Origin of the sequence: Alkalihalophilus pseudofirmus (assembly GCF_029094545.1) — a bacterium.
GTDB lineage: Bacteria > Bacillota > Bacilli > Bacillales > Bacillaceae_D > Alkalihalophilus > Alkalihalophilus pseudofirmus.
Genome location: NZ_CP117835.1, coordinates 3198921 through 3220158, shown reverse-complemented (window position 1 = coordinate 3220158; position 21238 = coordinate 3198921). Strand labels below are relative to the sequence as shown.

Annotated in this window: 18 protein-coding genes; all 18 read left to right on the top strand. The window is 40.1% G+C overall.

Going from position 1 to position 21238, the window contains the following annotated elements; translation table 11 throughout:
* The first annotated feature begins 69 nt into the window (after positions 1-69).
* The 18 genes from mdh to thrS all read left to right on the top strand — a co-directional run bounded on the left by mdh (position 70) and on the right by thrS (position 21109).
* On the top strand, positions 70-1014 hold the full coding sequence (mdh, locus tag PQ478_RS17085; RefSeq protein WP_289234948.1) for a malate dehydrogenase: 945 nt from the start codon (positions 70-72) through the stop codon (positions 1012-1014).
* Positions 1015-1237: 223 nt separating this feature from the next.
* Positions 1238-1963 carry a response regulator transcription factor gene (locus PQ478_RS17080; protein WP_289234947.1) on the top strand — a complete coding sequence of 242 codons (726 nt, stop codon included), beginning with the start codon at positions 1238-1240 and terminating at the stop codon, positions 1961-1963.
* A complete protein-coding gene (gene pnpS / locus PQ478_RS17075; RefSeq protein WP_289234946.1) occupies positions 1956-3725 on the top strand; it encodes a two-component system histidine kinase PnpS in 1770 nt (589 codons plus the stop codon). Before PQ478_RS17080 ends, pnpS begins: the two co-directional genes overlap by 8 nt.
* Before the next feature lie 447 nt (positions 3726-4172).
* Entirely contained in the window at positions 4173-5123 is a 951-nt protein-coding gene (gene hflK / locus PQ478_RS17070) for an FtsH protease activity modulator HflK (RefSeq protein WP_012960011.1), read from the top strand.
* Positions 5123-6055 carry a protease modulator HflC gene (hflC, locus tag PQ478_RS17065; protein ID WP_022628830.1) on the top strand — a complete coding sequence of 311 codons (933 nt, stop codon included), beginning with the start codon at positions 5123-5125 and terminating at the stop codon, positions 6053-6055. Before hflK ends, hflC begins: the two co-directional genes overlap by 1 nt.
* A gap of 109 nt (positions 6056-6164) precedes the next feature.
* Positions 6165-8792 (top strand): DNA polymerase I, encoded by a 2628-nt coding sequence (gene polA / locus PQ478_RS17060; protein WP_289234945.1) that lies wholly within the window; start codon positions 6165-6167, stop codon positions 8790-8792.
* A gap of 14 nt (positions 8793-8806) precedes the next feature.
* On the top strand, positions 8807-9631 hold the full coding sequence (gene mutM, locus PQ478_RS17055) for a DNA-formamidopyrimidine glycosylase (protein WP_075681420.1): 825 nt from the start codon (positions 8807-8809) through the stop codon (positions 9629-9631).
* Positions 9632-9694: 63 nt separating this feature from the next.
* On the top strand, positions 9695-10330 hold the full coding sequence (ytaF, locus tag PQ478_RS17050) for a sporulation membrane protein YtaF (protein WP_012960007.1): 636 nt from the start codon (positions 9695-9697) through the stop codon (positions 10328-10330).
* Positions 10331-10348: 18 nt separating this feature from the next.
* Complete coding sequence (gene coaE / locus PQ478_RS17045; RefSeq protein WP_289234944.1) at positions 10349-10948, top strand: dephospho-CoA kinase; 600 nt, start codon at positions 10349-10351, stop codon at positions 10946-10948.
* Positions 10949-11094: 146 nt separating this feature from the next.
* Positions 11095-12120 carry a glyceraldehyde-3-phosphate dehydrogenase gene (locus PQ478_RS17040; protein WP_012960005.1) on the top strand — a complete coding sequence of 342 codons (1026 nt, stop codon included), beginning with the start codon at positions 11095-11097 and terminating at the stop codon, positions 12118-12120.
* Between the two features lie 363 nt (positions 12121-12483).
* Complete coding sequence (speD, locus tag PQ478_RS17035; RefSeq protein WP_012960004.1) at positions 12484-12867, top strand: adenosylmethionine decarboxylase; 384 nt, start codon at positions 12484-12486, stop codon at positions 12865-12867.
* Between the two features lie 145 nt (positions 12868-13012).
* On the top strand, positions 13013-13414 hold the full coding sequence (locus PQ478_RS17030) for a hypothetical protein (protein WP_012960003.1): 402 nt from the start codon (positions 13013-13015) through the stop codon (positions 13412-13414).
* Positions 13415-13538: 124 nt separating this feature from the next.
* The gene (gene nrdR, locus PQ478_RS17025) at positions 13539-13994 is read left to right on the top strand and encodes a transcriptional regulator NrdR (RefSeq protein ID WP_012960002.1); all 456 of its coding nucleotides are present in this window, start codon (positions 13539-13541) and stop codon (positions 13992-13994) included.
* A gap of 76 nt (positions 13995-14070) precedes the next feature.
* A complete protein-coding gene (locus PQ478_RS17020) occupies positions 14071-15582 on the top strand; it encodes a replication initiation and membrane attachment family protein (RefSeq protein WP_012960001.1) in 1512 nt (503 codons plus the stop codon).
* 2 nt (positions 15583-15584) lie between these two features.
* A complete protein-coding gene (dnaI, locus tag PQ478_RS17015) occupies positions 15585-16520 on the top strand; it encodes a primosomal protein DnaI (RefSeq protein ID WP_012960000.1) in 936 nt (311 codons plus the stop codon).
* Between the two features lie 112 nt (positions 16521-16632).
* Complete coding sequence (gene mqnC, locus PQ478_RS17010) at positions 16633-17745, top strand: cyclic dehypoxanthinyl futalosine synthase (RefSeq protein WP_075681414.1); 1113 nt, start codon at positions 16633-16635, stop codon at positions 17743-17745.
* Positions 17746-17936: 191 nt separating this feature from the next.
* Positions 17937-18800, top strand: coding sequence for a putative sporulation protein YtxC (ytxC, locus tag PQ478_RS17005; RefSeq protein WP_012959998.1), 864 nt, complete (start codon positions 17937-17939; stop codon positions 18798-18800).
* Between the two features lie 377 nt (positions 18801-19177).
* Positions 19178-21109, top strand: coding sequence for a threonine--tRNA ligase (thrS, locus tag PQ478_RS17000; protein ID WP_289234943.1), 1932 nt, complete (start codon positions 19178-19180; stop codon positions 21107-21109).
* Positions 21110-21238 lie beyond the last annotated feature (129 nt).

Below are 21238 nucleotides of genomic sequence, written 5' to 3'. Positions count from 1 at the left end.
TAAGGGTAAAATGGTATAAACTTAATTTATGGAAAATCGTTTCACTATCCTAACTGGGAGTTGATGAAGATGGCAATTAAGCGTAGAAAGATTTCAGTTATCGGTGCAGGTTTTACCGGAGCCACTACAGCATTAATGGTCGCTCAAAAAGAGCTTGGCGATGTTGTATTAGTGGACATCCCTCAATTAGAGGGGCCGACTAAAGGGAAAGCATTAGATATGCTTGAATCAACGCCTGTACAAGGTGTGGACTCAAACATTATCGGCACATCCAGCTATGAAGATACGAAGGATTCAGATGTTGTCGTGATCACTGCAGGTATTGCTCGTAAGCCAGGGATGAGCCGTGACGATTTAGTCAGCACTAATGCCGGTATTATGAAAGCTGTAACGAAAGAAGTAGTCAAACACTCGCCAAACTGCTATATTATCGTTTTAACGAACCCAGCAGATGCTATGACGTATACTGTGTATAAAGAATCAGGATTTCCTAAAAACCGCGTAATCGGTCAATCTGGTGTTCTTGATACGGCTCGTTTCCGCACATTTGTTGCACAAGAATTAAATTTATCAGTTGAAGATATTACTGGTTTTGTTCTTGGCGGCCACGGAGATGATATGGTCCCTCTAATCCGTTACTCAGCAGCTGGAGGAGTACCATTAGAGAAGTTGATTCCACAAGATCGTATCGAGGCGATTGTTGAGCGTACACGTAAGGGCGGCGGTGAAATCGTTGGCTTATTAGGAAATGGCAGCGCGTACTATGCACCTGCAGCTTCACTTGCTCAAATGGTTGAGGCGATCTTAAAAGATAAGAAGCGTGTTATTCCTACAATTGCTTACCTTGAAGGCGAGTATGGATATAAAGATTTATATGCCGGTGTGCCTACGATTCTAGGCGGCGACGGTATTGAAAAAGTAATTGAACTTGATTTAACAGATGAAGAAAAATCTGCTCTAGAAAAATCAGTAGAGTCTATTCGCAATGTAATGCAGGCTCTGCCAAACGATTGATACAGTGAAGTATGCCTTATGGACCTGATGTTCATAAGGCTTTTTTATTTGCTCAATTACTTTTAACCAGTGCCAAAAACTAAACGAGTAAAATAGAAAAGAATGATGAAATGTGAAAGAACTTTGGTATACTAACTATGAAAAGGGATGAGTACATAAGTAAGACGTTTTTGAAGCCGTTTAATATAAGATCTACATAAGGTAGAGTGTGGAGGGTAACAAAATGGCACAAAGAATTTTAGTAGTAGATGATGAAGAATCGATTGCAACACTATTGCAATTTAATTTAGAGCAGTCAGGGTTTGAAGTGACTGTCGCATCAGATGGAGAAGAAGGATTAGCACTTGCTAAGGATGAACCTTTTGATCTATTGATACTTGATTTAATGTTACCTAAAATTGATGGCTTAGATATTTGTAAGCAGCTAAGACAAAACAAAAAAATGACGCCTATTCTCATGCTGACAGCCAAAGACGATGAGTTCGATAAAGTATTAGGACTTGAGCTTGGTGCGGATGATTATATGACGAAGCCCTTTAGTCCAAGAGAAGTAGTGGCTAGAGTCCGAGCGATCTTAAGACGTTCCGCTCAACTCTCAGAGACAAGTGAGGCGTCTAATAATGAAGAAAACGGACGTGTCATAAAAATTGGTGATGTGGAGATTTTTCCTGAAAATTATGAAGTTCTCGTTCATAAAAAAGCATTAGAACTGACTCCAAAAGAATTTGAACTGTTTCTTTATTTAGCTAATCATAAGGGCAGGGTGCTGACGAGAGACCAATTATTAAATGCAGTATGGAACTATGAGTTTGTGGGTGATACAAGAATAGTGGATGTTCATATCAGCCATCTGAGAGAAAAAATTGAACCGAATACGAAAAAACCAGTGTACATTAAAACAGTGAGGGGCCTAGGCTATAAATTAGAAGAGCCGCAGCTTCATGCATAAGCTTAAATTCAGGCTTGTCTTTGCGATCCTAAGCGTTACGCTGCTTGTGATGGCAAGCTTAGGATTAGTGATTGGACAAGTATATAAAAATATATATGAAAATCATCTAACAGATCGACTAATGAAAGAAGCTGAGCTTGCTGCTTTTACGATCGAATCTCATTCAGAAGAAGCAATTGATGAACAGCAACTGGCGCTCAGGATGAGTGAAAGGCTCGATGCCCGGGTCACAATCATTGCAGCAGATGGAACTGTTCTAGGAGAGTCCGCAACCGATCCAGAGGATATGGATAATCATGCAGACCGGCCTGAAATCAGGGAAGTCCGTGAAGGTAAAAATGGAACAGAGATGAGGTACAGTGATACGATTGGACAAGAGCTGTTGTATTATGCAGTTCCTTATCGAGTAGATGCTGAGCAATCTGGATATGTAAGACTTGGTCTTGCAACACAGACGATTGCTAAGTTGAATGAGACTATTTGGACAATCCTCATTGTCAGCTTTACAGTTGCGTTTATTGTAATTGGTTCGATTACATACCGTATAGCAAATGAAATGATCAGACCAATTGAAAATGCTTCAGAAGTAGCGATTGAACTTGCAGAAGGTAATTTTAAAGCGAGAACATTTGAAGGGAAACAGGATGAAGTCGGTCAGCTGACGCGTTCTATGAATGTACTTGCTTATAATCTTGAACAAATAACAAAACGTCACGAAGCGCAGCAAGAGAGACTGGCGACGTTAATAAACAATATGGGAAGCGGACTCATTTTCATCAATACAAGAGGGGATATTTCGCTGATTAACCAAAAATGTCACGAGATCTTTGAAGAAAATACAGATAAGTGGCTCAATCAGGTGTACCATGAAGTATTCAAGTCCAAAGAGTTAATCAAAATTGTGCAAACAATATTTATAACCGAAAAAAGACATCGAGAACAGATACAACTTGTTACCGGAATCGATACAAAGCACTTTGATATTCATGCAGCTCCTATTGTGAGTGAAATGGGTATGGTAAAAGGAATTGTACTTGTCCTCCATGATATAACAGAACTAAAAAAATTAGAGCAGGTGCGAAAAGACTTCGTAGCAAATGTGTCCCATGAATTAAAGACGCCTGTTACCTCAATCAAAGGATTTTCAGAAACACTGCTTGATGGCGCTATGGCCGATCCTGCTTATATGGAAAAGTTTCTAACGATTATCCATAAAGAAAGCGAAAGGCTGCAAAGTTTGATTCAAGACTTACTCGAGCTTTCAAAATTAGAACAACATTATTTTCGGTTGAATTGGGGACGGGCTGAGTTAACAAAAATTGTTCAAGATGCCGTTGAGTTATTAAGGCCAAAGGCTGAGGCAAAAGAAATTGCTATATCACTGCATACAGCCTCCTCAGTAGAAATGGACGGGGACTCAGAACGACTGAAACAAGTTGCGATTAATTTAATCAGCAATGCAATAACCTATACTCCAAACCATGGTGAAATTAATGTCTCAGTCACACAGGATCATCAATCAATCTTATTTACTGTGTCAGATAATGGAATTGGGATAGAATCAAGTGAATTGCCGCGAATATTTGAAAGGTTTTACCGCGTAGACCGGGCACGGAGCAGAAATTCCGGAGGGACAGGTCTAGGTCTTGCGATTGTTAAACATTTAGTAGAAGCACATAACGGAAAGCTTTCAGTTGAAAGTGAGCTTGGTCATGGAACAACGTTCACGATTCATTTTATGAAAGATCAGATGACTGAATAGAAGAAACAGTGAGAAGCTAGCTGTATGGATAGAATAGAAAAATGAAAATTTTACAATATATTTACATTCTGTTCATTAATGCTTAATGAAGATCATCTACAATGATTAGTGAACGGTTTCATCAATACGGGCAAACGTTAGGTGCTCATCCCATCTATTTGTTTGTTCACGTTGATTTACATCCCCTTAAAAAGACGAAAGCACCCCCTTAGCTTTCGTCTTTTCCCATTTCCTGTACATCCTACTTCACACACAAAATTCACCAACATTTTATCATTATTTACAATTTTTCCTGCATGTTAGAGAGAATCTATACTATAATAGTAAGGGATTTTCTAACATTACAGAATCAATCGTATAGAATCTATCATTCTTTTTTCATAGGATTTGAATCTTTTTGGAAAGTCATCTCGTATAAGTACTAATGATAATAGAGGGGGAGTACATATGACAATCAAACAATTAGTTGTTGGGTTTGTCTCCTTGATCGGTATAGCCATTCTTGCTTTATTTCTTGCAACAGGCTGGTATATTGTCGATGAATCAGAGCAAGCCGCATTAATTACATTTGGAAAGGTTGACGAAACAGTCACAGAACCAGGCTTGAAGTTTAAGATGCCTTGGCCGATTCAACGAGTAGAGATCTTATCTAGAGGTACATACAATCTTCAAGTAGGATACAGTGAGCAAGATGGTGAAGTGGTTGAGTTTACAAATGAAGCAAAGATGATCACAGGGGATGAGAATATCCTTTTTGCTGATCTTGCTGTTCAATGGAGAATCACAGATCCTGAGCAATATTTATACAGTACTGAGGATGCTAGAACTGTGTTGTACAGTGCAACCTCAGCAGCACTGCGCGGTGTAATTGGAAGTTCTGGTATTGATGAAGCCCTTACTGACCAACGCCCGGAGATTGAAGCGAAAGTATTTGAAAATTTGGTAGAGCTGCTTGAGATGTACGAGATTGGCATTAGTATTCAAGATGTAAAACTACAAGACGTTGAGCTGCCGACTGAAGAAGTTCGTCGTGCGTTTACAGATGTAACAGATGCTCGTGAGGAGCGTTTAACTAAAATAAATGAAGCAAACAAATACAGAAATCAGCAAATAAATGAAGCTGAAGGGGAAAAGGATGCCATTATTTCTCGTGCAGAAGGGACAAAAGCAGAGCGGATTGAGCGTGCCCGCGGGGATGCTGCTTTATTTGACTCTTTATACAGTGAATATGTCGTCAATCCAGAAGTAACAAGACAGCGTTTAGTATTAGAAACACTTGATCGAGTTCTTCCGAATACAGAGATTTATATTATGGACAGCAACAATGATACGGTTAATTATTTGCCGATTAGACCGCTTGAGCGTCGTCCTGAGGCTGCAGAGGGGGGAAGTAACTAATGAGTGACGAGAACATTGTCGATTTAAATGAACGTCGTCCTAGTGACGAGTGGCGTAAATATGTGAAATTGATTGCTGTGGCCATTATTTTAATTACGATATTAGCTACAATTATTAGTAATTTGTTTATTGTTGAACAAGGTGAATATAAAGTTGTCCGCCAATTTGGTGAGGTTGTGCGTGTGGTAGATGAGCCAGGATTAAATTATAAACTGCCTTTCATTCAATCAGTCACTACCCTGCCCAAATATCAAATGATCTATGATATTCCGCCTGCTGAAATTAATACATTAGATAAAAAGAGAATGCTAGCCGACCATTATGCATTATGGCGGATAGAAGACCCGCAATTAATGATCTCTAATGCTGCAACGATTGAGCGTGCGGAAGCGATTATGGGTGAAATTATTTTCTCAGCCATCCGTGCAGAGTTAGGACAGCTGAATTTTGATGAGATTATTAATGAAGAGAAATCTTCTAGAGGAAGTTTTAATGAAATGGTTCGTGAACGAGTAAACGAAGCATTAGAACGCAGCAATTACGGTATTGTCTTGACTGATGTTCGAATGAAGCGTACGGATTTACCAGAGGAAAATGAAGAGGCTGTCTATCGTCGGATGATTTCAGAGCGTCAATCGACAGCACAGGATTATTTGTCTCAAGGTGACGCCGAAGCCAACCGTATTAAAGCGAATACAGATCGAGAAGTACAAGAAATTGTTGCAACCGCAACAGCAGATGCGCGTGTGATTGAAGGGGAAGGGGAGGAAGAAGCTGCGTCTATTTACAATGACGCGTTCGGACGTGACCCTGATTTTTATCAGTTGTACCGCACACTTCAATCTTATGAGCAGACAATTGGTGAAGAAACAGTCATTGTCTTACCTGCTGACTCTCCGTATGCTCGTATTCTAATGGGGTATATCGATTAAACAGGATTATTCATAAAAGGAAGTCTCGCATATGCGAGACTTTTCTTTTTCGTTAGCCGTTATGCTACAATTAAAGACAAGAATAAACGTGTAGAAAGGAGCCGATTCGTTGAAGAAGCTCATATTAATTGATGGAAATAGTATTGCATATCGTGCATTTTTTGCCTTGCCGCTGCTTAATAACGATAAAGGTGTTTATACAAATGCTGTTTATGGCTTTACTACGATGCTGTTAAAAATTATCCAAGAAGAAAAACCGACTCATATGCTTGTCGCATTTGACGCTGGTAAAACGACGTTTCGTCATAAAACATATGAAGAATATAAAGGAGGACGTCAAAAGACTCCGCCGGAACTCTCTGAGCAGTTTCCTTTAATTCGTGAGTTATTAGATGCTTTTAATATTAAAAGGTTCGAGCTTGATAATTATGAAGCAGATGATATTATCGGTACTCTTAGTAAGGAAGCAGAAAAAGAAAAGTGGGAAGTGAAAGTTGTTTCTGGTGATAAAGACTTGCTGCAGTTAGTCTCGGATTACGTCACAGTGGTCCTTACTAAAAAAGGAATTACGAATGTCGAGTCATATGATGAAGCGTTGATCGATGAAAAATATGGTATTAAGCCGCATCAAATCATTGATATGAAAGGACTGATGGGAGATAGTTCAGATAATATCCCTGGAGTGCCTGGAGTCGGTGAGAAGACTGCGCTTAAATTACTGAAACAGTTTGGAACGATTGAGAACGTGTTAGATTCTGTTGATGACGTTTCTGGCAAAAAGCTTAAAGAAAAACTTTCGGAAAATAAAGAACAAGCATTGATGAGTAAAGAGCTTGCGACCATTTTTACAGAAGTTCCGTATAACCTTACCTTAGACGAACTAAAGTTTGGTGAATACGATGAAGAAAAAGTCGTGTCGCTCTTTAAAGAGTTGGAATTTAAATCGTTAGTGGATCAATTTGATACAGGCGTGAGTGCTGCAGAAAAGGAGTTAGAGGAATTATCTTTTGATGTAGTGGAAGAGGTAAAAGAAGAACATCTCGCAACGCCCGCTGCTATGGTCGTTGAAGTATTAGAGGAAAACTATCATCAAGCAGATATTGCAGGGTTTGCTCTTGTACATGAGAAAGGCCGGTACTTTATCCCGACAGAAACGGCTCTTCGTTCTGATTTGTTTGTTGAGTGGGCAAAAGATGAAACGAAGAAAAAGTGGCTGCTAGATGCTAAACGTGGTGTGGTCGTTTTAGGGTGGAAAGATGTGCTGTTAGATGGAGTTGATTTTGACTTACTGATGGCGTCTTATCTGCTTGATCCATCTCATTCATCTCATGACCTAAGTGACATTGCGACTCGAAAAGGAGCAAAGAGTATTCAAGCGGATGAAGCTGTGTATGGAAAAGGTGCTAAACGAAAAGTGCCTGAGACAGACGTGTTGGCTGAACATTTAGTGAGAAAAGCTAATGTCATTTATGAACTGAAAGAGCGGATGGAAGAAGAACTGAAGAAAAATGAACAATTTGAGCTGTTTAAAGACTTAGAAATGCCTTTATCGGTCGTGCTTGGGCGCATGGAAACAGAAGGTGTAAAAGTTGATATCGACCAATTAAAAGCAATGGGTGAAGATCTAGCAAGCAGGTTAGCGGAGCTTGAAAAACATATTCATGAGCATGCTGGGGTGTCCTTTAATATTAACTCCCCTAAGCAGCTAGGGGAAGTGCTGTTTGAGAAGCTCGGTCTGCCGGTCATTAAGAAAACAAAAACAGGCTATTCTACTTCGGCTGATGTTCTTGAGAAGCTTGCCGAAGACCATGAAATCATTCGTCATATTCTTCATTACCGTCAGCTTGGCAAACTTAACTCAACCTACATTGAGGGCTTAGTAAAAGTGACACATAAGGGTACGTCTAAAATTCATACGCGATTTAATCAAGCACTGACACAAACAGGCAGATTAAGCTCTACGGACCCGAACTTACAAAATATCCCGATCCGTTTAGAGGAAGGCCGAAAAATTAGAAAAGCGTTTATTCCGTCTGAGGAAGGCTGGAAGATCCTTGCTGCCGATTATTCGCAAATTGAATTGCGGGTGCTTGCACATATCGCACAGGATGAAAAGCTGATTACTGCCTTTAAAGAAGATATGGATGTTCATACGAAAACGGCCATGGATGTATTCCATGTAAGTGAAGAAGATGTTACTTCAATGATGCGCAGAAGTGCTAAAGCAGTTAACTTCGGAATTGTATATGGAATTAGTGATTATGGACTATCACAAAGCTTGGGGATTACTCGTAAGGAAGCAGCAAAATTCATTGAGCGTTATTTAGCGAGTTATCCGAATGTAGCAGAATATATGGAACGAATTATAGAAGAGGCGAGAGAAAATGGTTATGTATCTACATTGCTTAACAGACGCCGTTATCTCCCTGAATTAACAAGCCGTAATTTCAATCAGCGCAGCTTTGCTGAGCGAACCGCAATGAATACACCTATTCAAGGAACCGCAGCAGATATCATTAAAAAAGCCATGGTCGAGATGGCTCTTCGTTTAGAAGAGGCAAACCTAAAGAGCAGACTGCTTTTGCAAGTGCATGATGAACTAATATTTGAAGTGCCGCCTGAAGAGGTGGACAAGATGATGAAAATAGTTCCTGAAGTGATGGAGAATGCAGTAGAGCTGGCTGTTCCCCTAAAAGTTGATATATCAGCCGGTGATACTTGGTATGATGCGAAGTAAGGAGAGAGGACAACATGCCTGAATTACCTGAAGTTGAAACGGTCAAACGGACGTTAACAGAATTAGTGATCGGTAAAACGATAGCCGGAATAACCGTTAAGTGGGCAAATATAATTAAAGAGCCGGCGGATGTTTTGGAGTTTGAAACACTTCTTATGAATCAAACGATTCGGAGCATACGAAGAAGAGGGAAGTTTTTACTTTTTGAGTTCGATGATATCGTAATGGTTTCTCACCTTCGAATGGAAGGTCGTTATGGTCTATATGAAAAAGAAGAGCCGCTGCCTCCTCATACTCATGTTATTTTCCATTTTACAGATGGGGAAGAGCTAAGGTATCAGGATGTGAGGAAGTTTGGCACGATGCATCTATTTCCAAAAGGCTCAGAAGAGAAGGTCCTGCCTTTAGCTCATTTAGGGGTAGAGCCATTTTCTGAGCAATTTACCTCAGAGCTTTTAATGAACGCATTTCAGAAAACCAATCGGAAAATAAAGGTTGCTCTCCTAGACCAAAAAACGGTGGTAGGGCTTGGAAACATCTATGTCGATGAGGCATTATTTAGAGCTCGTATTCATCCTGAGAGATTAGCACATTCTTTAAGCAAAGAGGAAATGGCTGTATTGCATAAGGCGATTGTTTCTACTTTAGAAGAAGCAGTTGAAATGGGAGGAAGCTCGATTAAGTCCTATGTGAATGGTCAAGGTGAAATGGGGATGTTTCAACAGAAATTAGATGTGTACGGAAGAAAAAACGAACCTTGCCGTCAGTGTGGTACGGACATTTTAAAGACCGTTGTGGGAGGCCGAGGCACTCATTTTTGTCCAAATTGCCAATTGTAACGTACATCGGATAGGCTTTTGCCATATACTATCGTATCGTCTAGGTGGGAGGAGCTTATCACGATGGTTGAGATTCTTTCATTACTTGCGCTCGCACTTGCTGTGAGCTTAGATAGTTTCGGTGTAGGGTTAACGTATGGACTTAGGAAAATGAAACTGCCATTCAAATCTTTACTTTTTATTGCTTGCTGCTCTGCAACCTCCATTTTACTAGCTATGGCATTTGGAAGTGTAATCCAGCGAGTTCTGCCAGCTGAGGTCGCGGGCTCTATCGGCGGGATGATCTTGATCTTGATTGGAGCTTGGGCCATGTATCAAGTGTTCAGGCCGGCAAAAGCTTCCGAGAAAACAAAAGAAGATGAGATCATTATGAACTTTGAAATTAAAATGTTTGGTGTCGTTATTCGAATACTGAGAAAGCCGATGGTTGCTGATATTGACAATTCCGGTACCATTACTGGCCGTGAAGCCGTGTTGCTTGGGATTGCTCTGTCCCTTGATGCGTTTGGGGCGGGGATAGGAGCGGCTTTAATTGGTTTTTCTCCGATTCCAATGGCTGTAAGTGTGGCCTTAATGAGTGCTTTATTTGTCACGCTCGGCATGAAGAGCGGATTCCGTTTTTCAGAGTCGCGCATGATGAAGAAATTTTCATTTATTCCTGGGTTGCTTTTAATTGTTTTAGGAATTTTAAGTCTGTAAGGAAGAAAGGGTACGGATATGCTGATTGGATTAACAGGGGGTATTGCCAGCGGGAAATCTACCGTTTCCAACTGGCTGAGTGAACACGGTTATCCCATAATTGACGCGGATAAAATTGCAAGAGATGTGGTAGAGCCAGGCATGGGTGCTTACGAAGCGATTGTAGGGCAGTTTGGACGTGAGATATTATTTGAAGATGGCACGATTAATCGCAAAAAGCTAGGTTCTATAATATTTAAGGATGAGAAAAAGCGGTCGGAATTAAATCAAATTGTTCATCCTGCGGTTCGGCGTGAAATGCTTGCCCAAAAAGACAGGTATGAAGCCGAAGGTCACGAGACAATTATTTTTGATATTCCGCTTTTATTTGAGAGTAACTTGTTTCATCTTGTTGATCGGGTGATGCTTGTGTATGTTGATAAACAAACACAACTGAACCGTTTGCTAGACAGAGACCAGGCAGGAAGTGAAGATGCAAAAGCAAGAATCGCCTCGCAGCTGCCATTAGAGGATAAAAAATCGCGTGCAGATTATATTATAGATAACAGCCGATCTCTTGAAGAAACCTTTCAACAATTAAAAAATGTGATACAACATTGGTCAAAAGAACCCTTCTAATCAGTTAGAAGGGTTCTTTTTATAGTCAGACACACATTTTCCACAGTTTTTTTCAAAAAGTAATCGTCCTTTTATGGTATATATGATATACTAATTAACATAAAAACAATATTGAGTATAACATATATTTGGAGAGGGGAATTCTAATGAAGGTTAAAGTTGCCATCAATGGATTTGGTCGTATTGGCCGTATGGTATTTCGTAAAGCAATGCTTGAGGATGAAGTGGAGGTTGTTGCGATTAATGCGAGCTACCCGGCAGAAACACTTGCTCACTTAATTAAATATGACAGTATCCATGGAACATACACTCTTCCTGTAGAAGCGAAAGACGATACGATTGTAGTTGATGGAAAAGTAGTCCAACTGCTTCATTCACGTGACCCTCGTGAGCTGCCATGGGCAAAGCTTGGAGTAGACATTGTTATTGAAGCTACTGGTAAATTTAAAACACAAGAAACGGCTGGATATCATATTGAAGCTGGTGCAAAGAAAGTATTAATCACAGCTCCAGCAAAAGATGAAGATGTAACGATTGTGATGGGTGTAAATGATCATGAATATGACCCAGGTAATCACCATATTATTTCTAACGCATCATGTACAACAAACTGCCTTGCACCTGTTGCAAAGGTTATTGATGAGACGTTTGGAATTGAAAGCGGTTTAATGACAACGGTACACGCTTATACAAATGATCAAAAGAATATTGATAATCCGCACAAAGACCTTCGCCGCGCTCGTGCATGCGGACAATCCATTATTCCTACTTCAACAGGGGCTGCAAAAGCAATTGCTAAAGTTCTTCCGCAGCTTGAAGGCAAATTAAACGGGATGGCATTACGTGTTCCTACACCTAACGTGTCTTTAGTGGACTTAGTAGTTCAAGTGAAAAAGGACGTGACTCAAGAAGAAGTGAATACTGCTCTTAAGATGGCTGCAGAAGGATCACTTAAAGGTATTTTAGGTTTCTCTGACGAACCGCTTGTTTCCATTGATTTTAACGGTGAAGAGCAATCATCTGTAATTGACGGTTTATCAACAATGGTGATGAGCGATCGTCAAGTGAAGGTTCTTGCTTGGTATGATAACGAATGGGGATACTCTTGCCGCGTAGTCGATCTCATGAATCTTGTGGCAAAAAAAATAGCTGAACCTACTCATGTGAGCTGATTTTAACGTTTGTACGATTGCTTTATCGTATATAAGCTCATAGCAATGTCCTGTTTGGTTACCCTAACAAAAGAGAAGTGCCCATGAAATGAAGGTATACCTATGTTTGCACCAGTCCTGGTCATTGTTTCACTATACATTAAAAAATGTAGCAAAAATTTCTTTTAAAAAAATGACAAGGATTGGTTGCATTCAATTTATAAAACAAGTATACTGATTTTCGTGAACTTCAATTAAAGCAAACCAGGATGCGTTTACTTGCAGAAAGGGTTAGGACCTCTTTGGACTAACTTTCCCCCGTGTAACTGAACGATCCTACATGCTTGAGAAGGCATGAATTTTTTGTGAAGGGGGATTCAACTTATGGACACTATGGGTCGTCACGTTATTGCAGAACTTTGGGGATGTAATATTGAGAAGTTGAATAATATGAGTTTTATCGAACAAACATTTGTAGATGCTGCACTTAAAGCAGGTGCAGAAGTACGTGAAGTAGCATTTCACAAATTTGCACCACATGGTGTTAGCGGCGTAGTCATCATTTCAGAGTCTCATTTAACGATTCACAGCTTCCCAGAACATGGATATGCAAGTATTGATGTCTATACATGTGGAGATCGTATTGATCCTAATGTAGCATCTAATTATATTGCTGAAGCGCTTGGTGCTAGTACAAGTGAAGTGATTGAAGTACCAAGAGGAATGGGACCAGTCAAAGTAGAAAAAACAACAGTAAATGCGTTCTAACATAAAGAGAACATTTGGCGCAGGTTAGTTTGCGCACATAAAAAGAGGGGCATAGATGCTCCTCTTTTTTGTGTGTACTGAAACTGATTTGCTTAGATGAGTGTGGTATGATTAATGAAAGAAAAAGAAAAGTTAGGTGAATATAATGTCTATTCGTCAGTTTATTGGTCAATTTATTAATAATCATACTGAAACAGCTGAATCTCATTATGATGAACGGTTAAGAACTCGTTACTATAAAACTTCTAAAGATAAAGCCATGCATGCAGTTGAATCTGTACTTTCTTCATCCGGATGGAAAATCAAAGAGGCAGAAACCGGCCGAGGAGAAGTGATTGCCGAGCCCCAAAAAGGTGGACAGTCCCTTCTAGTCGCCACTATCGTAACGGTAAAGCCTTACCGAACGGCTATTGATATTTCTTGTTCAAGCGGTACAAGCCTCCCAAGTGATTTTGGAAAAAGTAAAAAGATCGTTGTGGCTATTTATGAGAAATTAGATAAGGAACTGCCGTATTTAGGTACCGGAATGGCAGATGAATTTGTGTAGAGAATAAGGCAAATTCATTAGCTTGGCTTGTCAGATACCTTCTTTTTTTATATGATAGAGTTAAGAACCAGACTGTATCGGTGTAGGTGACACGTGTTAGGGTACAGTAAGTGGAGATGATTACATGCGGTGTCCAGCTTGTCAATATAATGGAACAAGGGTGCTTGACTCAAGACCAAGCCACGAGGGACGTTCAATTCGAAGAAGACGAGAGTGCGAATCATGCAGCAATCGTTTTACAACCTTTGAAATGGTTGAAGAAGTTCCTTTAATTGTAGTAAAAAAAGATGGCACACGCCAAGAGTTTAATCGTGATAAAATATTGCGTGGCCTTATTCGTGCATGTGAGAAGCGTCCAGTACCTCTTGAGACGTTAGAGCAGATTGTTAACGAAGTGGAGCGGGAACTTCGAGGCAGAGGCAAAAATGAAGTCAACAGTCAAGATGTAGGCGAGTTAGTGATGGAGAGACTCGCAACAATTGATGATGTAGCTTATGTGCGTTTTGCTTCGGTTTATCGTCAATTTAAAGATATCAATGTTTTTATAAAAGAATTGACCGAATTAATGAATAAAGGTTAAAGATCAAAGAGCTGTAGTGTTGTTGCGCTATAAGCTCTTTTTTACTCATGATTTTTTTAGGAAGGGAGGAATAAATATGAGCTGGCATTGGAAGGAACTGCTTCCTGTTGATCCTTTTACAGTACGTGTTTCAGATTATTTGACGGACCTGGATCAAAAAGTAATGACATTATTGTATCAGCCGCTGGTTGGAGCAGTAGCTCATAGTTTATATATGACATTTTGGGCTCAGTTAGAAAGAGATCAATACTGGAGTGAACGTCAACCTCACAGACAGCTGATGCTCATGATGAATATTCCTCTCCAAACGATTTTTGAAGAGCGGAAAAAGCTAGAAGCTATAGGGTTAATAAGAACATTTAAAGAAACAACAGAGGAAGGTTCTTCTTATTTATATGAATTACAAAAACCTATGAATCCTAAGCAGTTTTTTGAAAATGATGTGCTTAGTGTTTATTTATTAAATCGTTTAGGCAAACAAAAGTACAGACAAATGAGAGATCGTTTTGCTGTCGAAGTTGTGAAAGAAGAAACATATACAGAATTAACTCATTCCTTTGATGAGGTGTTTACCTCTCTCCATCATTCAGAAATTGTCTCAAACCTTCAATCTGAAACATCAGATGCTATGAAGTTTAGCGGGGAGATGGAATTGTTAGGGGAGGAAAGCGATTCTTTATTATTTAGTGAGGATGAATTTGACTTTGAATTAATGAAAAAAGACTTATCAAGCTTCCTCGTTCCAGAGCGCCTTCTTACGGAAGGAGTGAAAAATGCCATTCTTAAACTGGCATTTGTGTATCGGATCAAGCCTCTTGAGATGAGCCGCATTGTAGGCCAGGCTGTTTTGCATGATGATGAAGTAGACCTTGATGTCTTGCGGAAAAAAGCTCAAGAATGGTACAAGATCGAACATAGTTCAGAGCCTCCTGCGCTTGGATTAAGGACGCATCCTGCAGAGCACCAGACGATGCGTGAAAAGGAACCTGAAACAGAAGAAGAAAAAATTATTAAATTTTATGAAACCATACCGCCGTTAACCTTACTAGAAATCAGGTCAGACGGGGCGTATGTCGCGCCAGCTGATGCGAAAATTGTAGAATCATTGCTCATTGATTATCATTTACTTCCTGGTGTAGCGAATGTCTTAATTGACTATGTGTTGTATCAGCATGATATGAAGCTGCAAAAAGCATTCATTGATAAGATCGCTGCTCACTGGGCACGAAAGAAGATCCAAAAAGTGAAAGATGCTATGCTTTTAGCAAGAGAAGAACAAGAGAAAAAGGCATTAGCAAAGGAAAAAGGCCAGAGTACTCCAGCTGCAAAAAGAAGTCAAGGTACAAGGAAGACTACAAGACGCGATCGTTTACCTAAATGGCTGATAGAAGAAAAAGAAAAAGAAAAGAATAAAGGTACGCAGCAGAATAAAAATAAGCAAGAGGACGAGAGTGAAGGTGCTAAAAGCGGTCCATCATCAGAAAACCTTTCTAATGGAGCGGGTAAAGAGACGACAGATGCCCAAAAGCGTTTTGAGAAGATGATGGAAGAGCTTAGGGCACGAAAAAGGGAGAAAGGAGAAAGCTGATAATGAAATCCATTCAATCAACGCTTAAACAATGGGCCAAAAGCACAGGATTAAAAGAACGTTTAGATAAACAAAGAGAAGAGCTTCTAACTGATCCCTATATTAAGGCATTTATTAGAGAAAATAAAGATTCCGTGACAAATGAGATGATCGATAGCGGAATGGTTAAGCTTTATGAATTTAAAAAAGAGCGCAGAGCTTGTGCAAACTGTCCCGGGCTTAAAGAGTGTCCTAACATGATGAAGGGGTATCAGCCTTCTTTATCAATTGAGCGGGGGCACTTAGAGCTTCATTACCTTCCTTGTGCCCTAAAAGTACAGGAGAAAAAGCAGAAAGAACAAAGTCAGCTCATGAAGTCCCTTTACATTCCTAAAGATATCTTATCTGCTCGTTTTGAGGAGATTGATATGGACGGCGAGAGAGGAGAAGCGGGAGCGGCAGCGCTTGAGTTTGCGTTAAAAGCAAATCCGGGTGAGGACGGTGGAGGTTTATACTTTTACGGGAAATTCGGTGTAGGAAAAACCTATTTAATGGGTGCTGTAGCAAATGAATTATTTGACCGCGGGATTGAATCGTATACGGTTTATACCCCAGATTTCTTTCGTGAGATGAAGCAGTCTCTTGGGGATGGGACTTTTCAAGAAAAGCTCGATACGATTAAAAAGGCTCAAGTATTGATCTTAGATGATATTGGAGCTGAAACGACTTCAAGCTGGGTGAGAGATGATGTGCTCGGAGCGATCCTGCAGTACAGAATGCTTGAGAAGCTGCCTACATTATTTACATCTAATTATGACTATGATGAACTTGAAGATCACCTTTCCTACTCAGACCGTGGTGGAATAGAAGAATTAAAGGCAAAGCGGATTATGGAGCGGATTAAGCACAACACGACATTTGTGACAGTGGCTGGGCATAACCGCAGAGAGAAACGATAATACAGAAATTAATTTGAAACTTTTGGAACAGGGAGCGCCGTTGCTTCCTTAAGGGTTTCATGTATGATAGGATGAAGATATCTTATTTTGATAGATTGTGAGGGTCATAATCATGAGCATCGATGCAATTCTTGAACGAGCGGTAAATGGGGAGCGCATCTCAATGGAAGATGCGATTGCGCTATATGAAAGTGATGAAGTTGAAAAAATGGGTGAAGCAGCCAACAAGATAATGAAAAAATGGCACCCAGAACCTGTAACTACCTTCGTAATAGGTAGAAATGTAAACTATACAAATTTTTGCGATACGTATTGTCGTTTCTGTGCATTCTATCGTAAGCCAGGACATTCAGAAGGGTATGTACTTGACAACGAACGTATCTTTGAGAAAATTCAAGAAACAATCGATGTTGGCGGTACAGAGATTCTTATGCAAGGCGGAACGAATCCTGACTTGAAACTAGATTACTATACAAATCTTCTTCGTGAAATTAAGGAACGTTTTCCAAACATCTGGATGCATTCTTTTTCACCTGCGGAGATTTGGAAAATTGCAGAAGTTTCTGATATGACAGTGGAGGAAGTTCTTCGTGCCCTGCATGAGGCTGGATTAGATAGTATGCCAGGCGGTGGCGCTGAAATTCTTACTGAGGAAACGCGCCTTCGTGTCAGTCGCTTAAAAATTACCTGGGAACAATGGATGGAAGCAATGAAAGCTTCAAAGCGTGTTGGAATGCACGGCTCAGCAACGATGGTTATCGGCTTTGGGGAATCGAACGAGGAGCGTGCTCTGCACTTACAACGCGTAAGAGATGCACAGGATGAGACTGATTGTTTTAAAGCCTATATTTCATGGACATTCCAGCCTGAGAACACGGGTATGTGGAAGACAGAAAAGCTAGGGGCTCGTGATTATTTGAAAAATGTTGCGATTTCAAGGATTTTCCTTGATAATATTGCGAATTTCCAATCATCATGGGTTACAATGGGTCCTGAAGTAGGAAAACAGTCGCTTGAATATGGCTGTAATGATTTCGGAAGTACAATGATTGAAGAGAATGTTGTATCAGCTGCAGGTACGACTCATAAAGTAAATACGAATGAAATTCTTCGTCTTATCCGTGAAGCCGGAAAGATTCCAGCTCAACGTAATACAAAATACGATATCGTTCGTATGTTTGACGGGGAAACAGCAGCAGAAAAAGATTTTACAATGCAGAACTAACCCTAAACCGTTTCTTTGCTATTAGCAGAGGAGCGGTTTTTTTGTTTTTCTTCCATACTGACTCGTACATGTGAAAAACTAATCATTATTTCTACGCTCATGCATAGGATGGAATAAGGCCTGTCTAAATGACTTCATGAGTATGTAACTATAGATCAGTTTTTTAGTTGAGTTGGTTAGGGGGAATAGGTGTGATAGCCATTCATTTTGAAGAAGAGCGAGATTGTAAGCAATTATATGAACTGCTTCGTGAGTATATCGAGCGATATGCAGATCTTGGACTAGGAGGGAAAGTGGAGTCAAATGGTGTAGAAACAATATTGCTTGATTATACAAATAAGCAGGTTAGTTTCTATGATTCGTTTCACCCCTTGTTGTCCTCTGTATTAACTGAACATGTGATTAAAACAAGAGAAGATGATTGGCTCTTAGATATTATTGAATCGATGTTTTATTTTACAGATGAAGAAGAGCAGCAGCAGATTCTGATGATCGCAAGGTCGATTTTAGAAGGAGATCGAAATGACCTGCCTTCACTCGTACCGTTCTTTAATCGTTATGCTTATATTTATGAGGCGTTTGCTAATAGTCTAGAAGAAGAAACTAATTTTTATTATGACCCTTTCTTAACATTCCGGTTGAGAGATTATGGGGAGATGCTGATTGATTGTGTGGAAATTGCTATTGATGAGTATATGCTCGAACAGGAATATCAAAATATGATTGAAGATTTCCGGCAATACGTTCAAACGAAGCCTTCTAAATATAATGAAATCTATGTTGTCCATGACGGAACATTTTCTTTTTATGATCAGCATTTTAGAAAGCTTGCAAAAGATGAGGTATTGTTCCATTTGCAGGAAGAACTTATTTTCGAACATTCGATTGAGCTTGAAGAAATGGTGATAAGTCCATTGGTTAGTATGGTACCAAACATAGTTCATGTATTCTCCGATCAACCAGATCACGGGGTCGTAGTGACCATTCAAGCAATATTTCAAGAACGGATGAAGCTATATCCTTATCACCATTATGAGAAAAAAAGATTAGAATAAATGAGATGCCCTCTTGATTTTCCAATTCTGCATCCATATAATACTACATATCAACCTATTTGATATGAAACAACACTTTGAATATGAATGGTTATGATGAGGACAAGAGGCATTATATATGACTTACAGAGAGGGAGGCATTCGCTGCAAGCTTCCTAGCTCATATTAGTGACCTTACCACCTCTGAACTGCGCAGGGAAACACGTATGTGGATTAACTAGCGCCGGCGCACAGCCGTTATCTTGTATGATGAGTTGCTGCACTTGCAATGTTTATTTGCTGCAGCGTAACAAGGGTGGAACCACGAACTACACTCGTCCCTTCTATGATGAAGGGACGAGTGTTTTTTATTTACACAAAAAAAGGAGTCGAGAAGAATGGCAGATGTACTAAAGATTACATTTCCAGATGGTGCGGTAAAGGAGTTCCCTAGAGGCACGACAACAGAAGACATTGCGGCATCTATCAGCCCTGGTCTTAAGAAAAAAGCGTTAGCTGGAAAGCTTAATAATACATTAGTTGACTTACGTACACCTCTAACTGAAGACGGAGAGATAGCAATTGTCACTCAAGATTCAGAGGAAGCACTGGAAATCATGCGCCATAGTACGGCACACTTAATGGCACAAGCTGTTAAACGCCTGTTTAAAGGGGTAAAGCTTGGAGTCGGCCCTGTGATTGAAGGCGGTTTTTACTATGATATTGATTCAGAAGAATCGATTACGGCTGAGGACCTGCCGAAGATCGAAAAAGAAATGAAGAAAATCATTGCAGAAAACCTTGAAGTAACGCGTGTGGAGTTAAGCCGTGAAGAAGCCATTGCTCGTTACAAAGAAATTGGCGATGAGTACAAATTAGAACTGATTGAAGCGATCCCTGAAGGAGAAAGCCTTACGATTTATGAACAAGGAGAATTCTTTGATCTATGCCGAGGCGTGCATGTCCCTTCAACAAACAAAATTAAGGAGTTTAAACTGTTAAGTCTGGCAGGGGCATATTGGCGCGGTGACAGCAAAAACAAAATGCTTCAGCGTATTTACGGAACGGCATTCTTCAAAAAGGCTGATCTAGAGGAGCATTTACGCTTGTTAGAAGAGGCCAAGGAACGTGATCATCGTAAACTTGGCAAGGAGCTAGGGATTTTCGCTCTTTCACAAAAAGTAGGACAAGGCCTCCCGTTATGGCTGCCAAAAGGAGCGACTGTTCGTCGTGTGATTGAACGCTACATTGTTGATAAAGAAGAGCGTCTTGGCTATCAACACGTGTACACTCCGATTTTAGGAAGCTCAGAACTTTATAAAACATCAGGCCATTGGGATCATTACAAAGATGACATGTTCCCTGTTATGGAGCGTGACAATGAAGAATTCGTTCTTCGCCCAATGAACTGCCCTCATCATATGATGGTATACAAGCAAGACATGCGCAGCTACCGTCAGCTTCCATTGCGTATTGCGGAGCTTGGTATGATGCACCGTTATGAGATGAGCGGGGCTGTATCAGGACTTCAGCGTGTACGTGGAATGACGTTAAATGATGCTCATATCTTCTGTCGTCCTGACCAGATTAAAGAAGAGTTCTTACGCGTTGTGTATTTAATTCAGGAAGTCTACAAAGATTTTGGGTTGGATGATTATAAATTCCGCTTATCTTATCGTGACCCTGAAGATAAGGAAAAGTATTTTGATGATGATGCGATGTGGGAAAAAGCGCAAAGCATGTTAAAAGAAGCGATGGATGAGCTGGATGTGGATTATTATGAAGCAGAAGGCGAAGCAGCGTTTTATGGTCCTAAATTAGATGTGCAGGTTCGTACAGCTTTAGGTAAGGATGAAACATTATCAACGGTTCAATTGGACTTCTTATTACCAGAACGATTTGATTTAACGTATGTTGGAGAAGATGGTCAGCCGCATCGTCCTGTTGTTGTACACCGCGGGGTTGTTTCTACGATGGAGCGCTTCGTTGCCTTCCTGCTTGAAGAATATAAAGGGGCTTTCCCAACATGGCTTGCGCCTGTTCAAGTACAAGTCATTCCCGTATCTCCTGATGTTCATCTTGAGTATGCGAAAAAAGTGCAAGATGAGCTTCAACGAGCAGGTGCTAGAGTGGAAATTGATGAGCGTAACGAGAAGATTGGATATAAAATTCGTGAAGCGCAGATGCAAAAGATTCCTTACATGCTCGTTCTAGGAGATAAGGAAATGGAAGCTGGTGCTGTAAACATTCGTAAATACGGGGAGCAGGCATCAGAATCTAAAGAGCTTCAAACATTTATTTCTGATCTAGCCGTTGAGCTGAAAAAATAATCTTTTGGTGCCAATAGGTGAGTAGAAATCATTTCAATTATTTTCTACTCCTCTTAAATGAAAAAAAGGATTGCAAAGTGACTGGACATTCGTTAAAATAACGAAGTCGGACATATTGTGTTGACACCG

What these genes read in the sequence shown, in the direction of transcription:
- mdh (WP_289234948.1), top strand. Translation starts at nt 70, where the DNA reads ATGGCAATTAAGCGTAGAAAGATTTCAGTTATCGGTGCAGGTTTTACC.
- thrS (WP_289234943.1), top strand. Translation starts at nt 19,178, where the DNA reads ATGGCAGATGTACTAAAGATTACATTTCCAGATGGTGCGGTAAAGGAG.
- PQ478_RS17040 (WP_012960005.1), top strand. Translation starts at nt 11,095, where the DNA reads ATGAAGGTTAAAGTTGCCATCAATGGATTTGGTCGTATTGGCCGTATG.
- hflK (WP_012960011.1), top strand. Translation starts at nt 4,173, where the DNA reads ATGACAATCAAACAATTAGTTGTTGGGTTTGTCTCCTTGATCGGTATA.
- mqnC (WP_075681414.1), top strand. Translation starts at nt 16,633, where the DNA reads ATGAGCATCGATGCAATTCTTGAACGAGCGGTAAATGGGGAGCGCATC.
- coaE (WP_289234944.1), top strand. Translation starts at nt 10,349, where the DNA reads ATGCTGATTGGATTAACAGGGGGTATTGCCAGCGGGAAATCTACCGTT.
- PQ478_RS17080 (WP_289234947.1), top strand. Translation starts at nt 1,238, where the DNA reads ATGGCACAAAGAATTTTAGTAGTAGATGATGAAGAATCGATTGCAACA.
- hflC (WP_022628830.1), top strand. Translation starts at nt 5,123, where the DNA reads ATGAGTGACGAGAACATTGTCGATTTAAATGAACGTCGTCCTAGTGAC.
- PQ478_RS17020 (WP_012960001.1), top strand. Translation starts at nt 14,071, where the DNA reads ATGAGCTGGCATTGGAAGGAACTGCTTCCTGTTGATCCTTTTACAGTA.
- PQ478_RS17030 (WP_012960003.1), top strand. Translation starts at nt 13,013, where the DNA reads ATGTCTATTCGTCAGTTTATTGGTCAATTTATTAATAATCATACTGAA.
- ytaF (WP_012960007.1), top strand. Translation starts at nt 9,695, where the DNA reads ATGGTTGAGATTCTTTCATTACTTGCGCTCGCACTTGCTGTGAGCTTA.
- speD (WP_012960004.1), top strand. Translation starts at nt 12,484, where the DNA reads ATGGACACTATGGGTCGTCACGTTATTGCAGAACTTTGGGGATGTAAT.
- pnpS (WP_289234946.1), top strand. Translation starts at nt 1,956, where the DNA reads ATGCATAAGCTTAAATTCAGGCTTGTCTTTGCGATCCTAAGCGTTACG.
- dnaI (WP_012960000.1), top strand. Translation starts at nt 15,585, where the DNA reads ATGAAATCCATTCAATCAACGCTTAAACAATGGGCCAAAAGCACAGGA.
- mutM (WP_075681420.1), top strand. Translation starts at nt 8,807, where the DNA reads ATGCCTGAATTACCTGAAGTTGAAACGGTCAAACGGACGTTAACAGAA.
- nrdR (WP_012960002.1), top strand. Translation starts at nt 13,539, where the DNA reads ATGCGGTGTCCAGCTTGTCAATATAATGGAACAAGGGTGCTTGACTCA.